Annotated in this window: 19 protein-coding genes; 10 read left to right on the top strand and 9 right to left on the bottom strand. The window is 71.3% G+C overall.

Annotated elements, in window-relative coordinates:
- Positions 1-18: 18 nt before the first annotated feature.
- Both DB32_RS40700 and DB32_RS40695 read right to left on the bottom strand, forming a co-directional pair.
- Entirely contained in the window at positions 19-873 is an 855-nt protein-coding gene (locus tag DB32_RS40700; protein ID WP_053238051.1) for a TIGR02147 family protein, read from the bottom strand.
- A gap of 167 nt (positions 874-1,040) precedes the next feature.
- A complete protein-coding gene (locus DB32_RS40695; protein ID WP_053238050.1) occupies positions 1,041-2,009 on the bottom strand; it encodes an aldo/keto reductase in 969 nt (322 codons plus the stop codon).
- Positions 2,010-2,078: 69 nt separating this feature from the next.
- On the opposite strand from DB32_RS40695, the gene mgtE reads away from it, so the two are divergent.
- The gene (mgtE, locus tag DB32_RS40690; RefSeq protein ID WP_053238049.1) at positions 2,079-3,449 is read left to right on the top strand and encodes a magnesium transporter; all 1,371 of its coding nucleotides are present in this window, start codon (positions 2,079-2,081) and stop codon (positions 3,447-3,449) included.
- On the opposite strand, the gene DB32_RS44800 is transcribed toward mgtE, so the two are convergent.
- The 4 genes from DB32_RS44800 to DB32_RS40670 form a co-directional block, all read right to left on the bottom strand.
- The gene (locus DB32_RS44800) at positions 3,373-3,930 is read right to left on the bottom strand and encodes a hypothetical protein (protein ID WP_075097746.1); all 558 of its coding nucleotides are present in this window, start codon (positions 3,928-3,930) and stop codon (positions 3,373-3,375) included. The genes mgtE and DB32_RS44800 overlap by 77 nt on opposite strands.
- Positions 3,927-4,571 carry a hypothetical protein gene (locus tag DB32_RS40680; protein WP_053238047.1) on the bottom strand — a complete coding sequence of 215 codons (645 nt, stop codon included), beginning with the start codon at positions 4,569-4,571 and terminating at the stop codon, positions 3,927-3,929. The genes DB32_RS44800 and DB32_RS40680 overlap by 4 nt, the downstream gene beginning before the upstream one ends.
- Positions 4,558-5,253: a hypothetical protein gene (locus DB32_RS40675; RefSeq protein WP_053238046.1), complete on the bottom strand. Its 696-nt coding sequence runs from the start codon at positions 5,251-5,253 to the stop codon at positions 4,558-4,560. Before DB32_RS40675 ends, DB32_RS40680 begins: the two co-directional genes overlap by 14 nt.
- Before the next feature lie 89 nt (positions 5,254-5,342).
- A complete protein-coding gene (locus DB32_RS40670) occupies positions 5,343-9,071 on the bottom strand; it encodes a hypothetical protein (protein ID WP_053238045.1) in 3,729 nt (1,242 codons plus the stop codon).
- A gap of 315 nt (positions 9,072-9,386) precedes the next feature.
- Between DB32_RS40670 and DB32_RS40665 the strand changes: the two genes are divergently transcribed.
- Positions 9,387-12,107, top strand: a complete 2,721-nt coding sequence (locus tag DB32_RS40665) for an EB domain-containing protein (RefSeq protein WP_157070248.1) — start codon at positions 9,387-9,389, stop codon at positions 12,105-12,107.
- Positions 12,108-12,185: 78 nt separating this feature from the next.
- Positions 12,186-12,476: a hypothetical protein gene (locus tag DB32_RS40660; RefSeq protein ID WP_157070246.1), complete on the top strand. Its 291-nt coding sequence runs from the start codon at positions 12,186-12,188 to the stop codon at positions 12,474-12,476.
- A 3-nt stretch (positions 12,477-12,479) separates the two neighbouring features.
- Here the strand turns inward: DB32_RS40660 and DB32_RS40655 are convergent, their stop codons facing one another.
- Together DB32_RS40655 and DB32_RS48865 are read right to left on the bottom strand one after the other, a co-directional pair.
- A complete protein-coding gene (locus tag DB32_RS40655; protein ID WP_053238042.1) occupies positions 12,480-13,709 on the bottom strand; it encodes an RtcB family protein in 1,230 nt (409 codons plus the stop codon).
- A 100-nt stretch (positions 13,710-13,809) separates the two neighbouring features.
- Positions 13,810-14,379 carry a TetR/AcrR family transcriptional regulator gene (locus DB32_RS48865; RefSeq protein ID WP_053238041.1) on the bottom strand — a complete coding sequence of 190 codons (570 nt, stop codon included), beginning with the start codon at positions 14,377-14,379 and terminating at the stop codon, positions 13,810-13,812.
- 29 nt (positions 14,380-14,408) lie between these two features.
- On the opposite strand from DB32_RS48865, the gene DB32_RS40645 reads away from it, so the two are divergent.
- Positions 14,409-14,801, top strand: a complete 393-nt coding sequence (locus DB32_RS40645; RefSeq protein ID WP_053238040.1) for a DUF6463 family protein — start codon at positions 14,409-14,411, stop codon at positions 14,799-14,801.
- Here the strand turns inward: DB32_RS40645 and DB32_RS40640 are convergent, their stop codons facing one another.
- Entirely contained in the window at positions 14,802-15,665 is an 864-nt protein-coding gene (locus DB32_RS40640; RefSeq protein WP_053238039.1) for a dimethylarginine dimethylaminohydrolase family protein, read from the bottom strand.
- A 122-nt stretch (positions 15,666-15,787) separates the two neighbouring features.
- On the opposite strand from DB32_RS40640, the gene DB32_RS40635 reads away from it, so the two are divergent.
- The 6 genes from DB32_RS40635 (at position 15,788) to DB32_RS40610 (ending at position 22,769) form a co-directional block, all read left to right on the top strand.
- On the top strand, positions 15,788-16,699 hold the full coding sequence (locus DB32_RS40635) for an iron-containing redox enzyme family protein (protein ID WP_053239123.1): 912 nt from the start codon (positions 15,788-15,790) through the stop codon (positions 16,697-16,699).
- A 45-nt stretch (positions 16,700-16,744) separates the two neighbouring features.
- Entirely contained in the window at positions 16,745-18,658 is a 1,914-nt protein-coding gene (locus tag DB32_RS40630; protein WP_053238038.1) for a hypothetical protein, read from the top strand.
- Between the two features lie 76 nt (positions 18,659-18,734).
- Positions 18,735-19,292: an RNA polymerase sigma factor gene (locus DB32_RS40625; protein ID WP_053238037.1), complete on the top strand. Its 558-nt coding sequence runs from the start codon at positions 18,735-18,737 to the stop codon at positions 19,290-19,292.
- The gene (locus DB32_RS40620; RefSeq protein ID WP_053238036.1) at positions 19,285-20,007 is read left to right on the top strand and encodes a hypothetical protein; all 723 of its coding nucleotides are present in this window, start codon (positions 19,285-19,287) and stop codon (positions 20,005-20,007) included. The genes DB32_RS40625 and DB32_RS40620 overlap by 8 nt, the downstream gene beginning before the upstream one ends.
- Before the next feature lie 50 nt (positions 20,008-20,057).
- Complete coding sequence (locus DB32_RS49280; RefSeq protein ID WP_053238035.1) at positions 20,058-20,987, top strand: hypothetical protein; 930 nt, start codon at positions 20,058-20,060, stop codon at positions 20,985-20,987.
- Between the two features lie 147 nt (positions 20,988-21,134).
- Positions 21,135-22,769 (top strand): DUF1592 domain-containing protein, encoded by a 1,635-nt coding sequence (locus DB32_RS40610; RefSeq protein ID WP_157070243.1) that lies wholly within the window; start codon positions 21,135-21,137, stop codon positions 22,767-22,769.
- The last annotated feature ends 10 nt before the right edge of the window (positions 22,770-22,779 follow it).

The raw sequence follows: 22,779 nt of genomic DNA, 5'->3' as shown, positions 1-22,779 counted from the left end.
CCAGCTTCGCACGCCGCATCATCGCGGAGCCTTCGCCTTTCTCGCCGGCGTCTTCTCCGCCTTCGTCAGCGGGAAGAGCTGGAAATTGATCTGCACCACCTCGCGCGGATCGCTCTCCCGCGTCGAGAGCTCGAGCAGCTCGCGGCGGAACTTCTGGATCCGATCCTTGATCTCCGCGAGGCCCTTGCCGCCGACGCAGAGCGTGAGCGAGCTGACGTCGCGCTCGGCCGCGGGCACGTCGTCGATCGAGGCCGCGGCGCGCGACATCATCATGCGATGGTAGTTGCCGATGTGGTGCCCGCGCGTCTCGGGGCCCGTCGACACCAGCGCCTCGCCCTGGCTCACGCGGCCGTCTTCGCCGGTGACGAGCAGGCCGAGCTCGAAGAGCGTCGCGAGCGCGCTCTTCGCCTCGTCCTTCGAGATCGGCGGGCGCAGGCGCGGCGCGATCCACTCGGGCTCCGCCTCGAAGTCACAGCGCGCGGCGAGCTCGCGGATCGCGGGCAGGTACCAGGTCGAGTGATAGGCCGCGTGCGCGAGCTCGAGCCGGTGCGCGCTGCGATACCGACGGAACCCGGTGAGCCGCGTATACGCGGCGTTGCGCGCGGCCGCGTCCTTCGCCTGGTTGAACGCGACGAGATCGACGAAGTAGCGCGCGGCGTCGTCGCGCAGACCGAGCGCGGTCGCGAAGCGCGGCGCCATCTGGTCCGAGAGGTTGCGCTCTCCGTCGATCACGAGCTTCAGGTAATTCGGCGAGCGCAGCCCCGCGAGCCGCGAGAACGCGCGGAACGAGAAGCCTCGCCCGAGCGCCTTCTTCTCGGCGTACACGTCGCGCAGGAACGCGCGGTAGTCGAGGTACGCGAAGACGTCGGCCAAAGCGCGCACAGCGTGCCCGAGCGAGGACCTCCGAGCAAGCGCGCGTGTATACGGGAGCACGTCATGCGCGCCACCTGCCACCACGAACCGCGGTTCGAACGCGTATCCTCGCGAATCGTGCGTATACTGGCGAGCGCCCACGAACCCGAAGGATCCTTCGGGTCCTCTCACTTCTTCGCGATGCCGCCGCCGAACACGCCCGCGCCGCCGTTCCACACCGACGCGACGCGCTTCAGATCCTCGGGCGGCAGGAGCGGCTTCTCGCGCGACGCGCCGGCCGCGCTCGTGATCTGCTCGACGCTGCGCGCGCCCACGCACGCGGTCGCGACGAACGGGCTCGAGAGCACGAACCGCATCGCCGCGGTGGCGAGGTCCGGCACGTCGTCTCTCACGAGGAAGCGCAGCTCTTCCACCTGACGCAGTCGCTCGGCGAAGCTCGTCGCGTCCCACCGGCGGCTGCGGTGATCGTGCTCGCCGAACTTCGTCTCGCTCGTCCACCGACCCGCGAGCAGGCCGTAGCAGAGCGGCGAGCGCGCGATGCCCGCGGCCCCGTAGTGCTTCATCGTCGACGTGAGATCGTGCAGCACGTGCGGGTCGAGCGCGTGGTGCGCGATGCCGATCGCCTGCGCGCCGACCTCGAGCGCGGCGCGACCTTCCTCCGCGGTCACCACGCTCGCGCCCCACGCGCGCACCTTGCCGCTCGCGAGCAGGTGATCGACGCCCTTCCGATAGAGGTCCGACTGCAGCACCTTCATCGGCGGGTTGTGCAGCAGCACGACGTCGATCGTCTCGCGCCCGAGGCGCTTCAGCGAGGCCTCGACGTCGTCGATGATCTGCTGCGACTCGAAGCGACCGCTCAGGCGATCGCCCATCTTCGCCTGCCCGGTGCGCGTGACGAGGACCGCGTCCTTCAGGTGATCGCCGAGCGCGGCGGCGGTGCGCCACTCGCTCTCGCCGTCGCCCCAGAGCGGCGCGACGTCGAACGTCGTCACGCCCGCGTCCCACGCTGCTTTCACGACCGACTCGAAGCGCGACGGCTCGGCCTTCTCGCCGTACGCGCCGCTCGCGAGCCCCCACGTCCCGAGGGCGATCTCGGACACGCGCACCGAGGTCCGACCGAGAGTCCGGATCTGCATCGGGCTCCCTCGTATCCGGGCTCGACGCGGAGGGCAAGAGCGCCGCGTCGAGAGTAAAGTCCGGCGCGTATGCGCCTCTCCACGCTCCTCGGCCCCGACCTGCGGCAGACGCTCGAGCAGGAGCCCGAGGCGCTACGTGACGCGCTCGACGAATTCCACGAGGAGGACATCGCGGAGATCGCGGAGGACCTCCCGCTCGACGACGTCGTCGCGCTGATGCGCGCGCTGCCCGACGAGCTCGCCGCGACCGTGCTCGAGCGCATCCCCGACGAGCGGCGCGCCGACATCCTCGAGAAGCTCAAGCCCGAAGAGGCCGCGACGATCCTCGTCGAGATGGAGCCCGACGATCGCGCCGACGTGGTGCAGACGCTCGAGCTCGATCTGCAGAAGACGCTGCTCGAGGTCCTCGACCAGGTCGACCCCGAGGTCGCCGAGGAGACGCGCGAGCTCGCCGCGTATCCGGAGCACACGGCCGGCGGCATCATGACCACCGGCTTCGTGGGGCTCGCGCCCGACACGAAGGTCTGGCAGGCGATCGAGGAGGTTCGTCGGCTCTCGCGCGAGGAAGAGGTCGAGAACGTCTACTACGTGTACGTGCTCGCCTTCGGCGACAAGCTCCAGGGCGTCGTCTCGCTGCGCGATCTGATCCTCGCGGATCCCGGCCAGACGCTCGCGGACGTGATGACCGAGAACGTCGTGCGCGTGCACGACATGGACGAGCAGGAAGAGGTCGCGCGTACGATCGCGAAGTACGACTTCCAGGCGCTGCCGGTCGTCGATCAGCAGGGCGTGATGCTCGGTGTCATCACCGTCGACGACGTGGTCGACGTCGTCATCGAGGAAGCGACCGAGGACGCGCAGCGAATGGGCGCGGTCACGCCGATCGAGGACACGTACTTCGGCACCGGGTTCCTCGCGTACTGGCGCAGCCGCGTGACGTGGCTCGTCGTGCTCTTCCTCGGCGGGTTCCTCACCGCGAACGTGATGGAAGGGTTCGCCGACGAGCTGCAGCGCGCGATCGTGCTCGCGATGTTCATCCCGCTGATCATCTCGACCGGCGGCAACGCGGGATCGCAGAGCGCGACGCTGGTGATTCGCGCGCTCGCGGTCGAAGAGGTGCGCCCGGCGGACTGGCTGAAGGTCGCGTCGCGTGAGCTCGCGGTCGGGCTCTGCCTGGGGCTCGTGGTGGGCGTGCTGGGGTTCGGGCGCGCGTTCTTCACCGCCGAGGGACCGGGCGTGCCGCTCGCGCTCGTGGTCGCGATCAGCATCGTGTCGGTGGTCACGGTGGGCAGCCTGCTCGGGTCGCTCTTGCCGCTGGTGATCCAGCGGGTCGGGCTCGACCCCGCGGTGAGCTCGACCCCGTTCATCGCGTCGCTGAGCGACGTCGTAGGTCTTCTGATCTATCTGTCGATCGCGCGAGCGCTTCTTCATCTTCCGTGACGTCGACCCGCACCGCGGGCGCGCGATCGACGAGGACGTCGACGAGCGCGTCCGCGAGCGCGCGCGTCTGCGCGCCGCGCCGGTGTGAGATCCATCGAGCGACGAAGAACGTGACGACGCTCGGCACCGCGGCCGCGGCGAGCGAGATCTCGAAGATGGTCGGCACGCGCTCGAGCTCGAGCTCGATGCTCAGCAGCGAGCCGCACACGAAGGCGCCGAAGCCCGCCACGACCGCGGCGACGGAGGACAACCGCTGCTCGCGCTTCGATCCTGCGACGCGGATCTCCGTCTCGTCGTTGCCCGGCACGACCAGCACCGAGAAGCGTGTATCTCCGACGCCGAACGCCTCTCCGATGCGCGTCGCGGAGGGCACCGACTTCCTACGCTCGGCGAACACACGCTCGAGCCGTGCGAGCGCATCGGGCCCCGGCCGACCCGCGACGCGACGCACTTCCGCGTGATGATCGAGCTCGCGCGTCATCGCGACGCCCTCGCGATCACCGGCTCCACCTCGAGCGAGTGCTCTTCGTGGTCGTCGATCCGCACCGCCGTCGTGCTCGTGGTCTCCACCTCGAGCGCGCGGACGAGCTCGCGCGCATCGAGCACTTTGCGACGCGCCACGCGCATCGTGTGACGCCGCATGAGCCCGCCGAGCCCGACCGCCGACACGACCCAGAAGAGCGCGATGTCCAGAAACCGAGAGTCGAATGACGCCACGGCCACGATCACGTGCGCGAGCAGCGAGAAGTACTGCGCGCGCGGAGCGCCGCCGTCACGCGTCGTCACGCGGGTGCGTCCTTCGACGCGCTCGGCGCGAACCTCCACGCGCCGTGGCCGCGGATCCGGCTCGCCTCTCCAGATCCACACGTCGCCGTCGCGCTCCACGCGACCGTTCACGCGATACACGCGCTCGCAGACCGCCGCGAGCTCGTCGTCGCTGCGCTCCCCTTCGAGCTCGATGACGCGCTCCACCGCGCGCGGTCCACCGAGCAGTCGCTCCCACCACGCGCCCTCGCGCGTGGCGCGCGCGAGCGCAGCGAGATCCTCGTCCAGCCGCGCGAGCTCTGCTTCGAGCCGTCGTACGTGCTCGCGCCGCAGCTCGATGCCGTCACGGTAGACCACGAGCGACCTCCTTCTCGATCACATGGTCGTTCTCGAGATCCGCGTCCTCGCTCACCCGCACGCGCAGCGCGGTCTTCCGCGGCAATTGCGCCGCGACCCGCTCCGCGAATCGCTGCAGCGCGGCGCGCGTACGCCGCTTGCTCCACGAGAGAAGCGGCACGAGCGACGCCGCGATCGTCAACATCGTGAGGGCGAGCACCGCGCTCGTCGGGAGCGCGCGCGCGTCGCGGACCAACATGACCGCGACGGCCGTCACGGGGATCGTCGCGAACATCGTCGCCGCGACGTACGCCGTCGGCGAGACACCCGCGAAGGGCGTATCGCGCATCCGCAGCGTCGCGCCCTGCGCTCCCGTCTCGAGATCCACCTCGAGCCCGATGCGCGCCCCGAGCACTCGATGCAGCGGCCTCCACTGCATCGTGCCGCCCTCGATCGTCACCGCGCCGAGCAGCCCGAGCTCCTCGTGCAGCGCGCGCATCACCTCGACCCGCGCGCGCTCCACGTCGAGCGGTGGAAGTGCCACCACGACCTCCGGACGAATGCGCTCCGCCAGCGAGCGCTGCCGCGCGTCGAGCGTCCCCACCAGCGACGCAATGCGCTGCCTGCGCGCTGCGATCGCGCGCTCGAGCTGCAAGACGCGCGCGTCGAGCGTCGCGGGCTCGTCGTGATTGTCTGCCGTCATGAGGTGTCCCGACGTGGCGCGAATCAGGTCTGGAGAGATGGACACGAGGGCGATGCGTACAGCGCGGGATCGCCCTCGCTCAGTTCATGTCAGGGAAAAGGAGGGGTCGGCGGAGTTCCTCCGCCGCCACCCGCGCACGGGAAGCCGGGAATGCACTCCACACCGGGAATCGACGGACCGACGTGCTCATCGGGCGGCGTGCATGCGCACGAGTACCCATTGGGCCGCGGCACCGTCCCTTCGGGACAGAGCACGTGCTCGCAGGCGTCGAACCCGCCACCCAGACCGCCGCCGCTCATCGACTCACAGCGACAATCCGGAGTCACCCACGAGTCCGTCCCACAGCTGATGATCCCGCACTGCTGCAGCTGCGACGAGAGGGATTCCTGATTGTCCTCTCCCAGCAGGCGAGCGCATTCAGGATCCATCGGAGTCGCGACGTCGTCGTCCTCCTCCCGGAGGCACCGCAATCGCGCACCGAGCTCACAACTGTTTCCGCCGAACGGTCCCGGGAGCCCCGCGAGAATGGCGTCCAGCGGATTGTTTTCGCAGGCACAGGCCCGCATCGCATCCAGCACCGACATCCGTCTGCCGGACGATCCTGAGCCGTCGCCAGGGCGAGATGCCGCGAACGACAGGAAACCCGCGGGAGAGCGCATCGTAGGGCACAGGAACGGAGGCGTCGTGCCGTTTCGCTCGGCCCAGTCTCGCCGCGCGCCCTCGCGGCGATCGATTCCGCCGCGGGCGATACCGAGACCCATGCTAGCGAGCGAGAGGCCAGCGGCTCCGAGCCCCAGTGCGACGGGCGTGCCCCCGCCGAGGGTCCCGCCGGCCACTGCCGCGCCCACGAAAATGACGGCCGCACCTCCCACCATGAGCACGACTCCGACGACCATCTCGCCGACGGCCGTCTCGGCCTCGCGTCGGTTCTGCTCGTCGAGCGCCGGATTCGGCGTCATGGGCGGCGGATTCGGTGCCGGATGCGGCTCCTCGGCGTCGTCGCCTTCGCCGTCGCCCCCATCGCCTTCACCGTCGTCTTCCGGGGGATCGTCCGAGCCTCCACCGGCGACCGGGCTATTGCACGACTCGACGCTGCGCGTGGCGCTCGCCCGCATGGCGTCGCGGACGCAGTCTCCGTACGTCCGCGGCGCGACGATCTCGAAGTGGCCGCCTGCCGGGCCACGGCTGGCGCATCTCCCCAACGCCAGAGTGTCGAGCTCCCTGTCGAACTGCGCATCGGACATCCCCGCGTACGCTTCGAGCGTTCGCGGCATTGCGTCCGCCATGCAGAGCTCGCCGAACTCATCGCGGAGAGCAGCGAGACTTCCGAGGAAGACGTCGTCGCGACCGTCGAGCGCGCTGCCACTCGTCATCCGCCGATTGGCCGCCATGCTCAAGACGCCGAGTGCCCGCATCGCGCTCTCGGGCTCGCGACCGGCGCAGATTTGTTCCGCGGAGTCATGAATCGTCGTGCGCGCATGGTCGATTTCCTCAGCGCTCGCACCACTCTGCTGCAGCGCGAGCAGGACGAGCGGTGCACGGCGCTCGAAGATCCGTGCATTCCGGCACCACACGCGACTGCGCTGCTCGCGCGTCAGCGAGTTCATCTGCTGGTTGAACGCGACGAGCGCATCCACTGCTTGGTCCTCGGCGCCCATCATTTCGCCGAATCGCGCGACCGTCTCGTCGTCCACCGGTGCCAGCTCGCCCGGGCACGCCGCACGGTCGCCACCGCACGCCAGGCTTTCGCCGGAATCTGCCGCTCCGCAGATAGCGCCCGCTGCGACATAACGATCCGACGGACACACCGTCGAGCCGGCCACGCACATCTCGGGCGCATCGCACGACGCGACCGCCTCTCGACACTCGACCTGCGGCGCGGCAGTCGCGCTCAGCGCGGTGCAAGAGCCATTGCGCGTTCCACCGCCCGCCACGCTGCACGCCTGACAGTCATTCGCGCCGCCACCACAGGCGCTCTCGCAACAGACACCATCGACACAGAACCCGGATGCACACGTCGATGCGCTGCCGCAGCTGTCACCGCGGTCGCTCAGCACGCGCATCAGAAGCACCCGTCCGACGGTCGTGCTCGAACCGGTGATACGCGCGCTTCCGGTCGTCCGGTACGACACCACGGCGAGCTCGCCATCCGTCGCGACAGCGGATCCGAGCTGCACGGCCGCGCTCGGAACGTTCACCGTACGATTTCCGAGGAGCTCGCCGCTGCTCGCGCTCGGCGCGCCCGCGATCATCATCCCTGCGCTCGCGCTCGCCGACGCCACGGCACCCTGCGCGACGCCACTCAGCTCCGCGACTCGGCCGAGCCCCACCGGCTTCATGCGATACAGGCCCATCACGGGCACGCCGCTCCGGACGCTCGATACCCAGACATCGCGAGACGCCACCGCGACCGCGCGTCCAGTGCTCGAATCCCCTGCAACAGAAGCAATCCGGACAGGAGCGCTCCAGTTGGTCCCGTCGTGCGTGAACACGTACGCACTCCCACCGCCCGCAGTCGTCGGCGCACCGACCGCCAGGACACCGTCGTGCAGGGACAGCGACGCGCCGAAGTCGCCGGCGCCCGCGGGCGCCGCGAGCGTCGCCTCCGGCTGCCAACGGCCATCGCTCGCCGCGAACGTCCACACGGCGCTGCCGGTGTCGCTGCTCACCGCGACGCGCCGGCCCGAGATCGCGACGCGACGACCGAACCCGCGCACTCCGACCGGAGTCTTGAGGAGCACGAACCGGTTCGGCACATAGGAGCACGCGGCCGCGACGGCCTCACCGGCCGCTCGTTCCGCCGGCGCGAACCCTCCCGACAGATCGATGACCCACACACCGCCGCGTCCGCCTCCCGCCCGCGGCGTGCTCACGACGAGCAGGTCGCTCTCGAGCGCCACGGCGTGCCCGAGCTGATCGCCCGCAACGATCCCGCTGCTGCTCGGGAGTGCGATGCCGGAGCATTCACCCAGAATCCGCCGCGCATCTCGCTGATAGAGATGGACGAAGCCTCCGGGCTGCGTGGTCCGAAGCTCGAACCCAGGATCGCCGACGGCGATGCGACCCGCGCTGACGGCCACGGAGGCGCCGAACGTCGAGCCATTGCCGCCTGCCACTGCGGGCGCGAGCACCTCGCCGACGATTGCGATCAGCGGATCGATTGTCACCGGGTACACGGCATCACTCGCGTCGACATCGATGCTCAGATGATCGGCGCTCGCGCTCATCACGGCGGGCAGCGTGCGCCCCGCCGCGTCGAACGCGTGAAGTGCGCCGTAGCGCACCACGTGCTGATCGTTGGCGAGCCAGATCTCCGAATCAGACGTTCCGAGCACTCGCGTCCCGCTCTCGAGCGGCACTTCGACGTGGACCGACGAGCCCGATGCGCTCTCGTCTCGCAGCACCCACGTCTGCTCGAGCCCATCCGGCACGATGTCGAAGCGCTCGACCCAGCCGCCGTGCTCCCATTCGACGCGCTGCGGATCCTGCGTCGTCAAGCGCGCGATGTCGCCGTGCAGCCCCTCGATGCGCGTCGCTCCCAGCAGCAGCGCCGCCTCGTCCTCGCCGACAGGACGCAACGAGACCGTGCCGTCACGCACCTCCAGCATCGTCGTTCCGTCGACCACCGCGAAGCCGCCGCGGACGGGCTCGAACGAACGACCTCCGTTCGTGCCGAGATCCGTCGCGCTCGCGTCGCCGCTCGCGATTGCGCCCGCGTCGGGCTCACTCGACGACGCTCCTGTCGCACACCCGCCGACGAGCGCCGCGACGCACGCGACGATGCACGCTGCTCGTCTTCTCCACTCGACCCGCTGCATTGTTCCCGCTCCTTCGAGAGTTGACGCGCGCGGACACCGACGGCCCCGGCACGATGCGTCGTGACGGGCCTGCGGAGCCGCGCGGCGGCAACGCTCATCGGCGCGTGCAGCAGGGCGTTTCGTCGATTCGAACGCAGCGGATCGGAAAGCGTCGACACGCGCAAACGTCGCGACGCCCACCGCGTGCGTGTTCGGTGTGCACCGCAAGCAGTCGCCGTTTCTTCCGGCGATTCCGAGCACTTGCTCGGGTGAGTACTGAGAGTACGTTGTGCGACATCCTCCGCCGCGCTACGAAGGCCGCTTTCTTGCGCGGGGGTGGGCGCGCGCTTCGTCGCGCCATCGGGAGCCTCTCCTGCGCGAACCCGTTCGGGAGGTTGTATGAGAGGCAGAGTTGTTTGGGCGATCGCCGCCCTCCTCGGCGCGTCGAGCGCGCTGATCGGCTGCGGTGGCAAGGAGTGCGGCGAGGGCACCGTCGCGATGGGCGACACATGCGTGCCCGCGTCCACGATCACCTGTGGCGAAGGCACGACGCTCGACGAGGAGACCGGCGAGTGCGTGGCCGACGTGCAGTGCGCGACGGGCACCGTCCCGCGCGATGGCGAGTGCGTGCCCGATGGCAGCGTGATCTGCACGGGCAACACGACTTTCGATGCGACGAGCGGTACGTGCGTGCTCGATCCCAGCGCGTGCGCCGAGGGCACCGTGCTCGTCGAGGGCGAGTGCGTCGCGTACGACGACTCGCTCACGCCCGACGTCAGCGAGGGCGCGGAGCCCAACGACGCGCTGTTCTTCGAGGGCGATCCGACGCTCTTCGAGACGCCCGCGACCGGCGAGACGCGCACGCTCGGCGGCTGCATCACGCCCGCCGACTTCGACGAGGACGACGTCGCCGACGTCGACGTCGACACCTTCGCCTTCCAGGTGACCGCGCCTGGCCTCTACGACGTGCGCGCCGAAGGGCTGAACGGCCTCAGCGCCGCGTTCCTCGTGTTCGGCACGGCCGAGTCGCTCGGCGGTTGGTACCGCCTCGGCATCGACCTCACGAACGACAGCGCGCAGCGCCAGATCTGGCTGCCGACGGCGGGCACGTACATCATCTCGGTGCTCGACAGCCGCTCGCTCGCGCTCGACGCGCTCGCCGACGAGGGCCCCGCTTTCGCCCGCCCGGTCGGCGGCGAGGACACCTGCTACTTCGTGTCGGTCGAGGCGCTCGAGACGCCCGCGCCGACGACGATCGAGCCCGGCACGCGCATGGGCACGCTCGGTGATCCGCAGTTCTTCCGCATCGCCGCGACGGAGAAGACGTTCTTCGACGCGCTGCTCGAGGCGCCGAGCGCGTCGGCCCAGCCCGCGATCGTCATCCAGGAGGATGGCGACGTCCACGCGGCGACTGCGCTCAGCCCCGGCGTGCAGGGCTTCTCGGAGGTCGTCGAGTCGGGCGAGGCGGTGACCATCGTCGTCGACCACTCCTACAACTACGCCATCGAGCCCGTCGAGCACACGCTGATCGTCACCGCGAACGGCGAGGCAAACGGCGACGTCACGATCACGCACCGCAACGAGCAGTACTCGTACCTGTTCTTCGAGGGCGCGGCCGGCGAGATCGTGCACCTAACGCACGCGGGCGAGACGCCGATCGCGATCGAGGCGATCAACTCCGACGTGACGCTGTTCCTCGCGCAGACGTGCAGCATCGGCGCGCCGTGCGCGGATTCGGAGACCTGGATCCAGCTCACCCAGACCGGCCGCAACATCGTCCGCGTCTACAATCCCGAGGGCACTGCGGGCGACACGTACGACGTGACGTTCGCGGCCGAGCGCATCGTCCCGACCGCGGCCGCCGCGGGCACGCCGGCGACGCTGACGCTCGCCGACGGCTGGGCGTTCGCGACGATCGAGACCGCGGGTGTCGAGTGGGGCGAGCTCGAGCTCGGTGATCTCACGGGTGCCGGGTTCACCGAGGCCGACGTGCAGATCTTCGCGCGCGACGAGGAGGGCTCGCTCGCGCTCGTCGATTTCGACGGCTTCGTGTCGCCGATCGAAGAGGCGACGGAGACGACGTCGCTCGCGCGCATCTGGCTTCCGAGCCAGCCCGGTCAGGTGCTGGTCGCCGTGCGCGACGCCGCCGGCTTCGACGGCGACGAGACCGCGGCGCTCACGTTCCGCGAGCGCGTGCGCGAGGACATCACCTTCACGACGGGCACGACCGAGACCCGCGCGGACGTGACCGTTCCCGCGAGCGAGCTGCTCTACTACCTCGTGCGCGCGCCCGCCGCGGGCACCGTGACCGTCGAGGTCACGGGCGCCGGCACCGCCGACGTCGCGATCGCGCAGCTCTCGCGCGAGGACGACGCCGTCGAGGTCGCGGACGCGACGGGCGAAGGCGGCGTCGAGACGCTCGAGAGCGTCGTCCCGTCGTCGGGCTGGCTCGCGTACGCGATCATCGCGTCCGAGGGTGACGTGCTCGACATCGAGATCACGAACGTGCTGCCGCCCTACAGCGTCGGCGAGTCGACCCGCACGTTCGCGGACATCTGCACCGACGAGACGACCGTTCTCGACGAGGACGACGCGCTGACCGACGCGATCGCGCTCAGCACGTTCACGGGCTTCCAGTACTTCGGCGAAGAGGTGACCGAGATGGTCGTTTCGACGAACGGCTGGATCACGTTCGACGGAACGTACGCCGGCAACTCGAGGATCACGTTGGGCGCGACGAGCGCACCGAGCGCGGTGGTCGCGCCGTTCGCGGGCGACCTCGTCACGCGCGTCTGTGTGCGGCAGGCGGCGGCCGAGACGATCATCCAGTGGTCGGGCGAGACCTTCGGCTTCCCGCCGATCATCCCGATCGAGACGATCGAGATGCAGGCCATCCTGCTCCAGAGCGGCGCGATCGAGTTCGTGTACGGCCCCGGTCACGGCGCGGAAGCGCGGCCGACCGCGATCGGCCTCGAGGCGCCGACGCCGGGCGTCGTCATCGGCGGCGATGCGACGCGCGCCATCGCGGGCTCCGCGATGCGCTTCACGCCGAACTGATCGCTCTCGCGATCTCCACACACGACGAGGCCGGTGACCTTCGGGTCACCGGCCTCGCGTCGTTTTATGCTCGCGACGATGAGAAGCACACTCCTCGCGCTCGCGATCACGCTGCTCGTCGCGTGCGGCGACGACGACGCGCCCGCGCCGATGCCCGACGCCGGAAGCACGACGCGCGTCGACTCGGGCCCGCCGCCCTCGGGGTGCGGTGGTCGCGCGACCCCGTGCTCCGCGCTGAACGAAGCGACGTGCGCGATGCAGGGCGGCTGCGCGCTCGAGGGCACGACGTGCGGTGGTGAGGCGACCTCGTGCGGATCGCTCGCCACGCGCACGACGTGCGAGTCGCAGCAGGGCTGTCGCTGGCTCTGACGATCAGCCCTTCACGCAGACGACCTGCTTCAGCGTGTGCACGATCTCGACGAGATCGCTCTGCGCCGCCATCACCGCGTCGATGTCCTTGTAGGCCATCGGCGTCTCGTCGATGACGCCATCGTCCTTGCGGCACTCGACGCCCTCGGTCGCGCGGCGGTGATCGTCGACCGTGAACGCGCGCTTCGCCGCGCTGCGGCTCATCTTGCGACCCGCACCGTGGCTGCACGAGCAGAACGACTCGGGGTTGCCCTTGCCGCGCACGATGAAGCTCTTGGCGCCCATCGAGCCCGGGATGATGCCGAGCTCACCGAGCCCCGCGCGCACCGCGCCCTTGCGCGTGACCCACACCTCCGCGCCGAAGTGCTCCTCGCGCGCGACGTAGTTGTGGTGGCAGTTCACCGCGTCCTCGTCGCACGTGAAGTTCTTCGCGATCTCGCCGCTCTGCTTCAGCGCACGAAGGGTCGCCTCCATCATCAAGCGGCGGTTCCACGCGGCGTAGTCCTGCGCCCAGCCGACCGCCTCGCGATAGTCCTCGAAGTGCCCGGTGCCCTCCTCGAGGTACGCGAGGTCGTAGTCGGGAAGGCGCACCTCGAGGCGCTCCATCTCCCTGCGCGCGATCTCGATGAAGTACTTCCCGGTGCGGTTGCCCACGCCGCGCGAGCCGGAGTGCAGGACGATCCACACGCGCTGCGACTCGTCGAGGCAGATCTCGACGAAGTGGTTTCCGCCGCCGAGCGTGCCGAGCTGCTCCGCGGTGGAGCCCTTCGCGATCTTCGGGTGCTTCTTCGCGATCGTCTTCCAGCGCGGCTCGAGCACGTCGCGCCACACCTTCGCGTTGTTCGACGGAAGGCCCTTGGTGCCGCTCGTGAAGTCCGCGCGGCCGTGAGGCACCGCCTTCTCGATCGCGCTGCGCACGTTCGAGAGCGAGTCCGGCAGATCGCTCGCGACGAGCGAGGTGCGGGTCGCGATCATCCCGCAGCCGATGTCGACGCCGACCGCGGCGGGCACGATCGCGCCCTTGGTCGGGATCACGGTGCCGACCGTCGCGCCGACACCGACGTGCACGTCGGGCATCACCGCGAGGTGCGAGTGCACGAACGGCAGCATCGCGGTCTTGCGGAGCTGGAGCTCCGCGTCCTTCTCGATCGGGACCCCGTCGATCCACGCCTTCACCGGCACGCCGGGGGTCTCGAGGGTCAAGAAGCGAGGCTCGTCGCTCGTCGTCGTCATGATGCCTGGACGCTACGCACGGAGAGTGCCACGCGATTTGCCTTGTTTTCACGAGGGCCAGGCTGAGAACCCAGGCGCGCCGACGATACGAGCGGATAACTCAGGGCAGGAGCAGCGCCGAGACCCCGCGCACGTAGGCGCGCAGCGCGCGCTCGCTCTCGATCGGTCCGACGCCCGCTCCCACCAGGCTCGCCGTGCCGACGTAGAGCGCGAAGAGCGCGAACGCGCGCTGCTTCGCATCGGCGCCGCGCAGCCCGAGCTCGCGCATCGACCGCTCGACGTAGGCGAGACGTCGCTCGCTCACCCGCGCGTAGCCGGGCTGCACGCGCGCATCGCCGGAGCCTGCCGCGGCAGCGATCGCGGCCTCGGCCTGGAGGTGCTCGGTGCGATCGAGCGCGACGCGGAGCAGCGTGCGGAGGCGCTCGGCGGGATCGTCGATCCGCTCGAGCTCCTCGATCACCCGCGTCGTCGCGAGCTCTTCCCAGTGCGCGATCGTCTCGCGCACCAGCGCGTCGACGTTCTCGAAGTGCCAGTAGAAGCTGCCCTTCGTCACGCCGAGCTCGCGCGCGAGCGGCTCGACCGCGACCGCGGCGATGCCACCCCGCGCGACCGCCCGGAGCGCCGCCTCCGCCCACTGCTGCTTCCCGAGGATCGTCCTGCTGCTCGACATCGCGCTCGGGTGGATCCATACGCCACCGTATGGACCATACGCTACCGTACGGAACGAACGTCGCTGCTCCACCCCGCGTCACCGTCGGCGGTCTGCTCCTCGCGATCTCCGCGGTCCACCAGATCGTCGGCGTCGTGCTGGGCGCCGCGCCGCTGCTGGACATCGCGCGCGGAGGCGTGCTCGACGCGGTCGAGGGCGACTTCGCGCGGGTCTCGATCGCGTGGTTCCTGCTCTTCGGCTTCGCGCTCGCGCTCGCCGGCGCGCTCGCGCGCTCGATCGAACGGCGCGGCATCGCGCTGCCGCGCTCGTTCGCGGTCGGCCTCGCCGCGCTGTGCGCGCTCGGGATCGTGCTGATGCCGGTGTCGGGCTTCTGGCTCGGGCTCGTGCCGGCGTGGCTCGCGTGGCGCCGCGCCGCGCCGTGATCACGCGGCGTCGGAGGAGCGCGCGGCCTCGAAGCGATGCTCCTCGGCGACGAGGCACGCGGCGCTGCCGCCCGCGCGATGGAATTCGTCGAGCTCCAGCGAGAGCGGCTCGTACCCGAGCGACGCGAGCGCCCGCTCCACGCCCGGCGCGCCCTTCGAGAGGATCACGCGCCGGCCGATCGTCACGAGGTTGAGCCCGAAGCGCAGCGCCTCGTCGCGCGCGACCTCGATCACGCGCCGCGCGCGCCGCCATCGATGCAGCGCGCGGAGGCTCGCCGGCGCGAGCGCGTCGGGGCACACCAGCACCGTCCCGTCGGGCAGCGCCGCGAGCGCGGTGTCGAGGTGATAGAGGTGCGCGTCGACGAGCTCGAGCGCGAGCACCTCGAGCCCGCTCCACGCCGCGAGCTCGCGCGCCGCGCCCGGCTCGCTGCGGAACCCGTGGCCGAGCACCAGCGCCCCGCCCGCGCGCACGACGTCGCCGCCCTCGAGGTGATGGCGCGCGCGATCGACGTGGTAGCCGTGGCGCGCCAGCGACTGGGCGCGCGCAGCCTGCTCGCGCGCGCGCACGGCGTGGCGCGGACGGCACAAGAGCGCGCGGCGGCCACGCGCAGTACGTGCGAGGACGGCGTTGTCCTTCGCGAACACACAATCGAAACAGCCGCGCACGAACGGGTGTCGTCGCACGTCTGCCCCGCTCGCGACGAGGGCGCGCACCAGCGAGTCGTGCTGGACGCGCGCGCGATCGAGCGAGGTGCTGCCCACCTGCATGTGCGGGTTGATCTTCCAGGCGACGCAGTACGCGGCGCGCGGGTCGTCCGGAGGCGCGCTCGCGTCGTGGACGTCGCTGACGAAGAAGCGCTGCATGCGACGCGCTCCATCAGCTTCCATGCCCGCGCACGGCGCGCATGGCGGGGCGATGTGCCTCGGTTCGCGCGAGTTTCTCCGCGATTTCGCGGCGGCATCGAGCTTGCTGACTCGTGGCGCTCATGCACGTCACCGAGCACCGACGCGAGACCTCCGCCGACGCTCGTACGAGCCGCGACGAGCTCTCGCCCGATGCGCTCCACAAGCTGCTCTCGGAGCTGAACGCGCGGCGCCTGCGCCCCGCGACGCCCGACACGCCGCCCTTCTTCGAGCGCGATCATCGCCTCGCCGAAATCGAAGAGCGCTTCCTGCAGCGCGAGCGCGCGGTGATCGCCGAGCGCGCGCGACAGGCGCCGACGAACGCCGACGAGTTCGTCGCGTGGTTCGAGTCGCTCGAGGAGTCGGGCCCGGGCCAGCACGATCCGCTCTTCGACTGGCTCGCGAACGACGCCGACCTTCCGTCGATGCGCTGGTTCCTCGAGCAGGAGCTCGCGGGCGAAGCGGGCTTCGACGATCTCGTCGCGCTCACGCAGCGCAAGATGGACGTCACGCCGAAGCTCGAGCTCGCGCGCAACTACTGGGACGAGATGGGCGTCGGGCACGAGGACGGGATGCACGGCCCGATGCTCGGCCGTCTCGCGCAGGAGCTCGAGCTCGACCCGGTGAAGCACCCGATCGTGTGGGAGTCGATCGCGCTCGGGAACCTGCTGATGGGCCTCGCGTACAACCGGCGCTACGCGTACCACTCGGTCGGTGCGCTCGGCGCGGTGGAGCTGACGGCGCCGGGTCGCTGCGTGCTCGTCGAGCGCGGGCTCGCGCGGCTCGGTCTCAGCGGCGCGGCGCGTCGCTACTACGCGCTGCACGCGGTGATCGATCGCAAGCACTCGGAGCGCTGGGATCGCGACGTGATCAAGCCGCTGGTCGCGAAGGACGCGCGCCTCGGGCGGTGGATCGCAGAGGGCGCGCTGATGCGGCTCGAGGCGGGACGCCGGACGTTCGAGCGATACAAGCGCGAGCTCGGTCTCTCGTTCTGATCTGTCGCTTGGCGCGGCGAGGCCGCTCGCGCACACTCGTCGCGATTGCTGCGAAGAGCCTCGCTCGCGCTGGCGCTCGTGACGTCGATCGCGTGCTCGGAAGGGCCCTACGTGATCGGCGAGCAAGGCCTTCCGCCCGCTCGGTACTGCCCGGCGGGCACCGATTGTCGCGGGCGCTTCGAGCTGCCGCTCGGGCGCTCGGGGACCGGCGTGTGGGGCGATGGGTGGACCGCGGGCACCACCAGCCGCGCGCCCGCGCTGCTCTTGCGCGGCGAGGACGCGACGAGCACGCGATGGCCCGCGCGCACCGGCGGGTCGTTGGTGAGCGAAGGCGCGATCGTGGCGCGTCGTGGGCCGTTCACCGACGCGACGCGCGCTGTGGCGATCGATCCCGCGTTCACCAGCGAAGGCACGCTGGCGCGGGTCGGCGCGAGCGATCTCGTGATCGAGCTGGTGTTGCGCGCGGCCGCATCGAGCGAGGTGCTGCGCGCGGAGAGCGCGTCGCGATCGATCGTCGTGCGCAGCGACGCGGAGCGCGTGCTCACGCTGCAGCACGGCGAGCTCGTGATCGCGACGCGACCGCTCGTCGAGGGCGCCTGGTACCACGTCGTGTTCGAGCTCCACGACGATCGCGCGTCGGTGGTGCACGTGAACGGCGTCGCGACCGACGCGATCGCGATGCCCGGCGGGCGCGAGGAGCCCCACGCGATCGTGGTGGGAGGCGCGGGGAGCGCGCGCGTCGCGTGGCTCGCGATCGTGCCGCTCGGCGACGCGGTGCTCGAGGCGGGCGCGCTGCGCGAGCGCTTCGCTGCGCTCACCGGCGTGCTCCCTTCGCTGGCCGGTGGAGGCCCGCTCCCGATCGTGATGGCGCGCGAGGGCGAGGCCTTCGTCGATCTCGTCGAGGACGCGGGCGCGCGACGCTTGCACCTCGTCGGCGAGGACTGGCCGCGCATCGCGTGCCGCCCCGATGCCGCAGGCGAGATCTTCTGCGGCTATCTCGCCGAGGCGCGCGCGCGGCGCGGTACGTACGTTCCGTTCGATCCGATCGCGTTCGAGACGATCGGCGCGAGCGTGGTGCACGTCGACGAGGCGCGATCGATCGGCGAGGTCGTCCCGATGGGCGCGGTGCGCGGCGCGCCGGTGAGCGGCCGCCACGGTGTCGCGGTGGTGCTCGAGCACGGCGGCACCACGACGTTCTCGTTCTTCGCGCGTGCGGCCGGCGCGGGCATGGTCGAGGCGAGCATCGAGGGCGCGGGTGTGGCGCGTGTGGATCTCGACGCGCAGCTCGTCGTCTCGAACGACCCCGCGATCGAGGTGCAGCTCGACGACTGGGGCGCGGGCGTGACGCGCGTCGCGCTCGTCGCACGTGATCTCGCGGATGGGCAGCATCGCGCGGAGATCGTCGCGGTGGTCGGCGGGAGCACCGAATTCGTCGGCGACGACTCGACGCTCTTCGAGGTCGCGGGCCTGCAGCGCGAGGGCAATCGGATCTCACCGAGCAGCCTCGTCTTCGACGTGCACGGCGACGACGAGCTCGTGTTCGCGGCGACCGACAACGTGCCGAGCGCGACGTCGGGCCGCATCCGCGCGCGCGCCCTGACCGCGCCGGTCGCGCGCCTGCACGACCAGGCGATGCTCAACATCAGCGAGGGCGCGAGCCCGGGCGATCAGATCAACCTCTACGTGACGATCCCCGGCAGCGTGATCTTCGCGGCCTCGCAGGACGACGTGATCCGCTGGCTCATCCCGAGCATGGTGGACGTCGACGGTCGCGCGTTCGACGTCGAGGCGTCGTGGGACGCGGAGAGCGCGCGGCTCGTGATGGGCGGCGTCGACGACACGCGCGGTGTCGACACGAGCATCGCGTCGGGCCGCTACGATCGGCTCGCGATCGGGTTCACCGGGAGCACCAGCGGGCCCTTCGACGGGCTCGTCGGCGCGATCGGGATCGGGCCGTGATCGCGTGAGCGACGCTTTTCGCAACCAGGGCGCGCCGCCCGCCCCACTCACCGGGCAGGATGCGCCGAGGCACGAGATGAGCGCGACGGCGACGGTGATGCCCGAGGCCTTCGTGCGCCCGACGTTCCAGGAGGTCTACGCCGCGCACTTCGACATGGTGTGGCGGCTCGCGGCGAGCCGTGTGCCCGCCGCTGCGCTCGACGACGTGGTGCAGGAGGTCTTCCTCGTCGTGCACCGCAAGCTGCCCGACTTCGAGGGGCGCTCGAGCGTGCGCACGTGGCTCTACGGCATCGTGCGATGGGTGGTGCGCGACTACGTCAGGCACCACGGTCACCGTCCGATCGGCGCGCCGCTCGAGGAGGAGCCGGCGGGCGAGGGCGAGTCGCCGTCGGACGCGCTGGCGCGCAAGCAGGCGCTCGCGGTGCTCGACGAGGCGCTCGAGAAGATGACCGAGGATCAGCGCGAGGCGTTCCTCCTGATGGAGGTCGAGCAGATGACGAGCCGCGAAGCCGCGGAGATGCTCGAGACGAACGACAACACGGTGCGCACGCGCGTGCGTGCGGCGCGCGCGATCTTCGCAGCGGCCGTGACGCGCTTCCGCGCGAAGCAGCGGTGGGGGGAAGGCCATGGATGAGCTCGGGCCGAACGCGCGGGACGTGCTGCGGGTCGCGCGCGACGCGAGGACGCCGAGCGCGGAGGACCGCGCGCGCATCGAGCGCAAGCTCGCGGCGGCCGTCGCGATCGGCGCGGGCGCGGCGGTCGGCGGGGCTGCGGGGAGCGCGGCGGCGAGCGGTGCCGGCGCGGCCGCGGCGGGCGCGGGCGCGTGGGTCGTGAAGGGGCTCGGCGCGATGTTGGTGGTCGGCGTCCTCGGCGCGGGCGCGGTCGTCGTGACGCGCAGCAGCACACCGCCGCCGCAAGAGCCCGCGCCGGTCGTGGTCACACCGCCGGAGCACGCCGTGATCGAAGAGGTGCCCGTCGAGGCACCGCCGCAGGAGATCGCGGCCGCAGAAGCGCCGGTGGTCGACGAGCCCGAGGCGCCGCGGCGCGCGCGCCGTCGTGCCAGCGCGTCGTCGTCCTCGGAGGATCTCGCGGAGGAGCTCGAGCTGCTGCACTCCGCGCAGCGTGCGTGGCGCTCCGGCGACGGCGCGCGCACGCTCGCGCTGGTGAGCGAGCACGAGGACCGCTTCGCGCGCAGCCAGATGGCGCCCGAGCGCACCGCGCTGCGCATCCTCGCGCTGTGCGACGTCGGGCGCGAGGCCGAGGCGCGACGTCTCGCGACGCGCTTCTTGCGCACCGCACGCCAGTCGCCGCTGCGGCGCTCGGTCGAGGAGAGCTGCGCGGCGCGGTGAGCGGGCTGCGCACGGTTGCGTGTGCAACTCTCACGGTTGCGTGCGCAACCGTGCTCGTCGCGTTTCCTGCGAGCGCGCAGGAGCTTCCGCTCGAGCTCGAGTGGAGCGCGCCCGAGGCGTGCCCCGACGCCGGCGCGGTGCGCGCGGAGCTCGCGCGCATCGTCGTGATCGAGCCCGGCCGCGCGCCGACGACGCTGCGGGCGCGGGGCACGATCACCGAGGGTCGCGACGGGTTCCGCCTCGCGATGACCACCGAGCGCGACGGCGAAGAGGGCCGCCGCACGTTGGTCGCCGAGACGTGCAGTGATCTCCTGCGCGCGGCGACGCTCGTGCTCGCGCTGGCATACGGAGAAGGTGTCGCCCTGCGCACCGACGAGCCCGAGCCCGAGCCTCCTCCACCGCCACCACCTCCGCCGCCGCCACCTCCGCCGCCACCTCCGCCGCCGCCTCCGCCGCCCGTCGCACCGGCGCCCGAGGGCGGCGTGCGCTTCACCGCGGGCCTCGAGCTCGGCGCGTCGTGGGGCGTGCTCCCGCAGGCATCGTTCGAGGGCGCGCTCACCGTGGAGATCGGCGAGCCGTGGTGGCGCGTCCGAGTGCGCGCCGCCGCGAGCCCGGGCGCGCCCGAGGCGGTGAACGACACGACCGACGCGACCTTCCACGCGCTCGGGATCGGCCTCGAGGGCTGCGCCGGCGCGCCGGTCGACGTGCTGCGCGGCGAGGTGTGCCTCGGCGCGGTCACGCGCGCGGTGAACGGAAGCGCGAACGGCACGATCGACGATCGCGAGGTGTGGGCGCCGGTGGTCGCGCTGCGCGGCGCGCTCGGCGTCGCGGTGATGATCGGCAGCGTGGAGCTGCGGCTGATCGGCGGCCTCGAGTGGAGCACCACGCGACCGCGCTTCGACATCACGGGGCTCGGCCCCGTGCATCGCGTCGGCGAGATCGTCGCGAACGGCGCGCTCGGCGTCGCGTTCAGTCCCTGATCGATCTTTTTCGCAACCAGCCGGCGCGCGCCGCTCCACTCACCCGTCGAAGCGCAGATCGAGCTGGGATCGGCGAGCACACGCGCCTCCACGCGCTCGCCGGTCCCAGCTCGATCTCGCGTGCGCTCGCTCTCCAAGGAGGCGCGGATGCGTCGCTGTCTCGTCTCGATCTCTCTCCTGCTCGCGTCGTGCGTCGGCTCGCTCGACTCGAGCGCGGCCGGGCCGCGCGGTCCCGCACCGGTCGACCCGGGGCACCGCCCACCGCAGCGCCTCAGCAACCGCGAGTACGACCAGACGGTCCACGATCTGCTGGGCACGACGCTCCGCCCCGGCGCGACGTTCGTCGCGGAAGAAGAGCACGGCTTCGACCACATCGCGGAGGCGCTCGGCGCGACGCCGACGCAGGTCGAGAGCTACCTCGACGCGGGCGAGACGCTCGCGGCCGACGTGTTCGCGCGCCCCGAGCTGCGCGCGCGCATCGTCACGTGCGACGTCGCCGCGGAGGGCGCGGCGTGCCTCCAGCGCGTGCTGCGCGACTTCGGTCTGCGCGCGTGGCGCCGTCCGCTCGAGGACGACGACGTGCAGGCGCTCGTGAACCTCCACACCGACGCGGTCGCGCTCGGCCTCGGCCAGGACGAGGCGCTGCAGCACGTCGTCGCGACGATGCTCGCCGCGCCGCAGTTCCTGTATCGCCTCGAGCTCGATCACGCGCCGGGAGAGACTTCGCCGCAGCCGCTCGATGGATGGGAGCTCGCGTCGCGCCTCTCGTACTTCCTGTGGTCGACGATGCCCGACGCGCGGCTCTTCGAGCTCGCGGAGAGCGGCGCGCTGCTCGAGCCCGAGATCCTCGCGGCCGAGGTCGATCGCATGCTCGACGACGAGCGCGCGGTCGCGTTCGTGCAGGGCTTCGCCGGCCAGTGGCTGCGCACCGGGCGGCTGCGCAGCCATCGTGTGCTCGCGGAGATCTACCCGCAGTTCGACGAGCCGCTGCGCGCCGCGATGAGCGCCGAAGCGGACGCGTTCTTCCTCGAGCTGCTCCGCGACGACGCCGCGCCGATCACGCAGATGCTCACGAGCGACGCGCACTTCGTCGACGCGCGGCTCGCCGATCACTACGGGATCGACGGCGACTTCGGTGACGCGCTCGAGCGCATCACGATCGCGGATCCCGAGCGCCGCGGCGTGCTCGGCCTCGCGGCGGTGCTCACGGTCACCTCGTACGCGCACCGCACCTCGCCGACGCTGCGCGCGAAGTACGTGCTGGGCACGCTCCTCTGCGACGAGCCGCCGCCGCCTCCGCCGCTGCTCGAGATCCCCGACCTCGACGGCGACGAGGCCGCGAACGAAGCGGCCGCGCTCGACAACGTGCGCGAGCGCCTCGAGCTCCACCGCAGCAACCCGCAGTGCGCGGGGTGCCACGCGATCATGGACCCGATCGGGCTCGGCCTGGAGCGCTTCGACGCGATCGGCGCGCTGCGCGCGAGCTACCCCAACGGCGATGCGATCGACGCGCGCGGCACGCTGCCGAACGGCGTGTCGTTCGACGGCCTCGGCCAGCTCGCGCAGGTGATCGCCGACGATCCGCGGTTCGAGCCCTGCGTCGCGCGCACGATGTACGTGTACGCGCTCGGTCGTCGCGAGCAGTCGACCGATCCCGCGCAGCTCCGCGCGATCGAGACGCGCTGGCGCGCCCACGGCACCTCGATGCGCGCGCTCGTGCACGCGATCGTCTCGTCCAACGCGTTCCGCACCCGCCGCGCCGAGCCGCGCGCCGATCGCTGAAGGAGGTCGC

The organism is Sandaracinus amylolyticus (assembly GCF_000737325.1).
Lineage (GTDB): Bacteria > Myxococcota_A > Polyangia > Polyangiales > Sandaracinaceae > Sandaracinus > Sandaracinus amylolyticus.
Note: the sequence above shows the minus strand (reverse complement) of the source record. Positions and strands in the feature narration are given on the sequence as shown.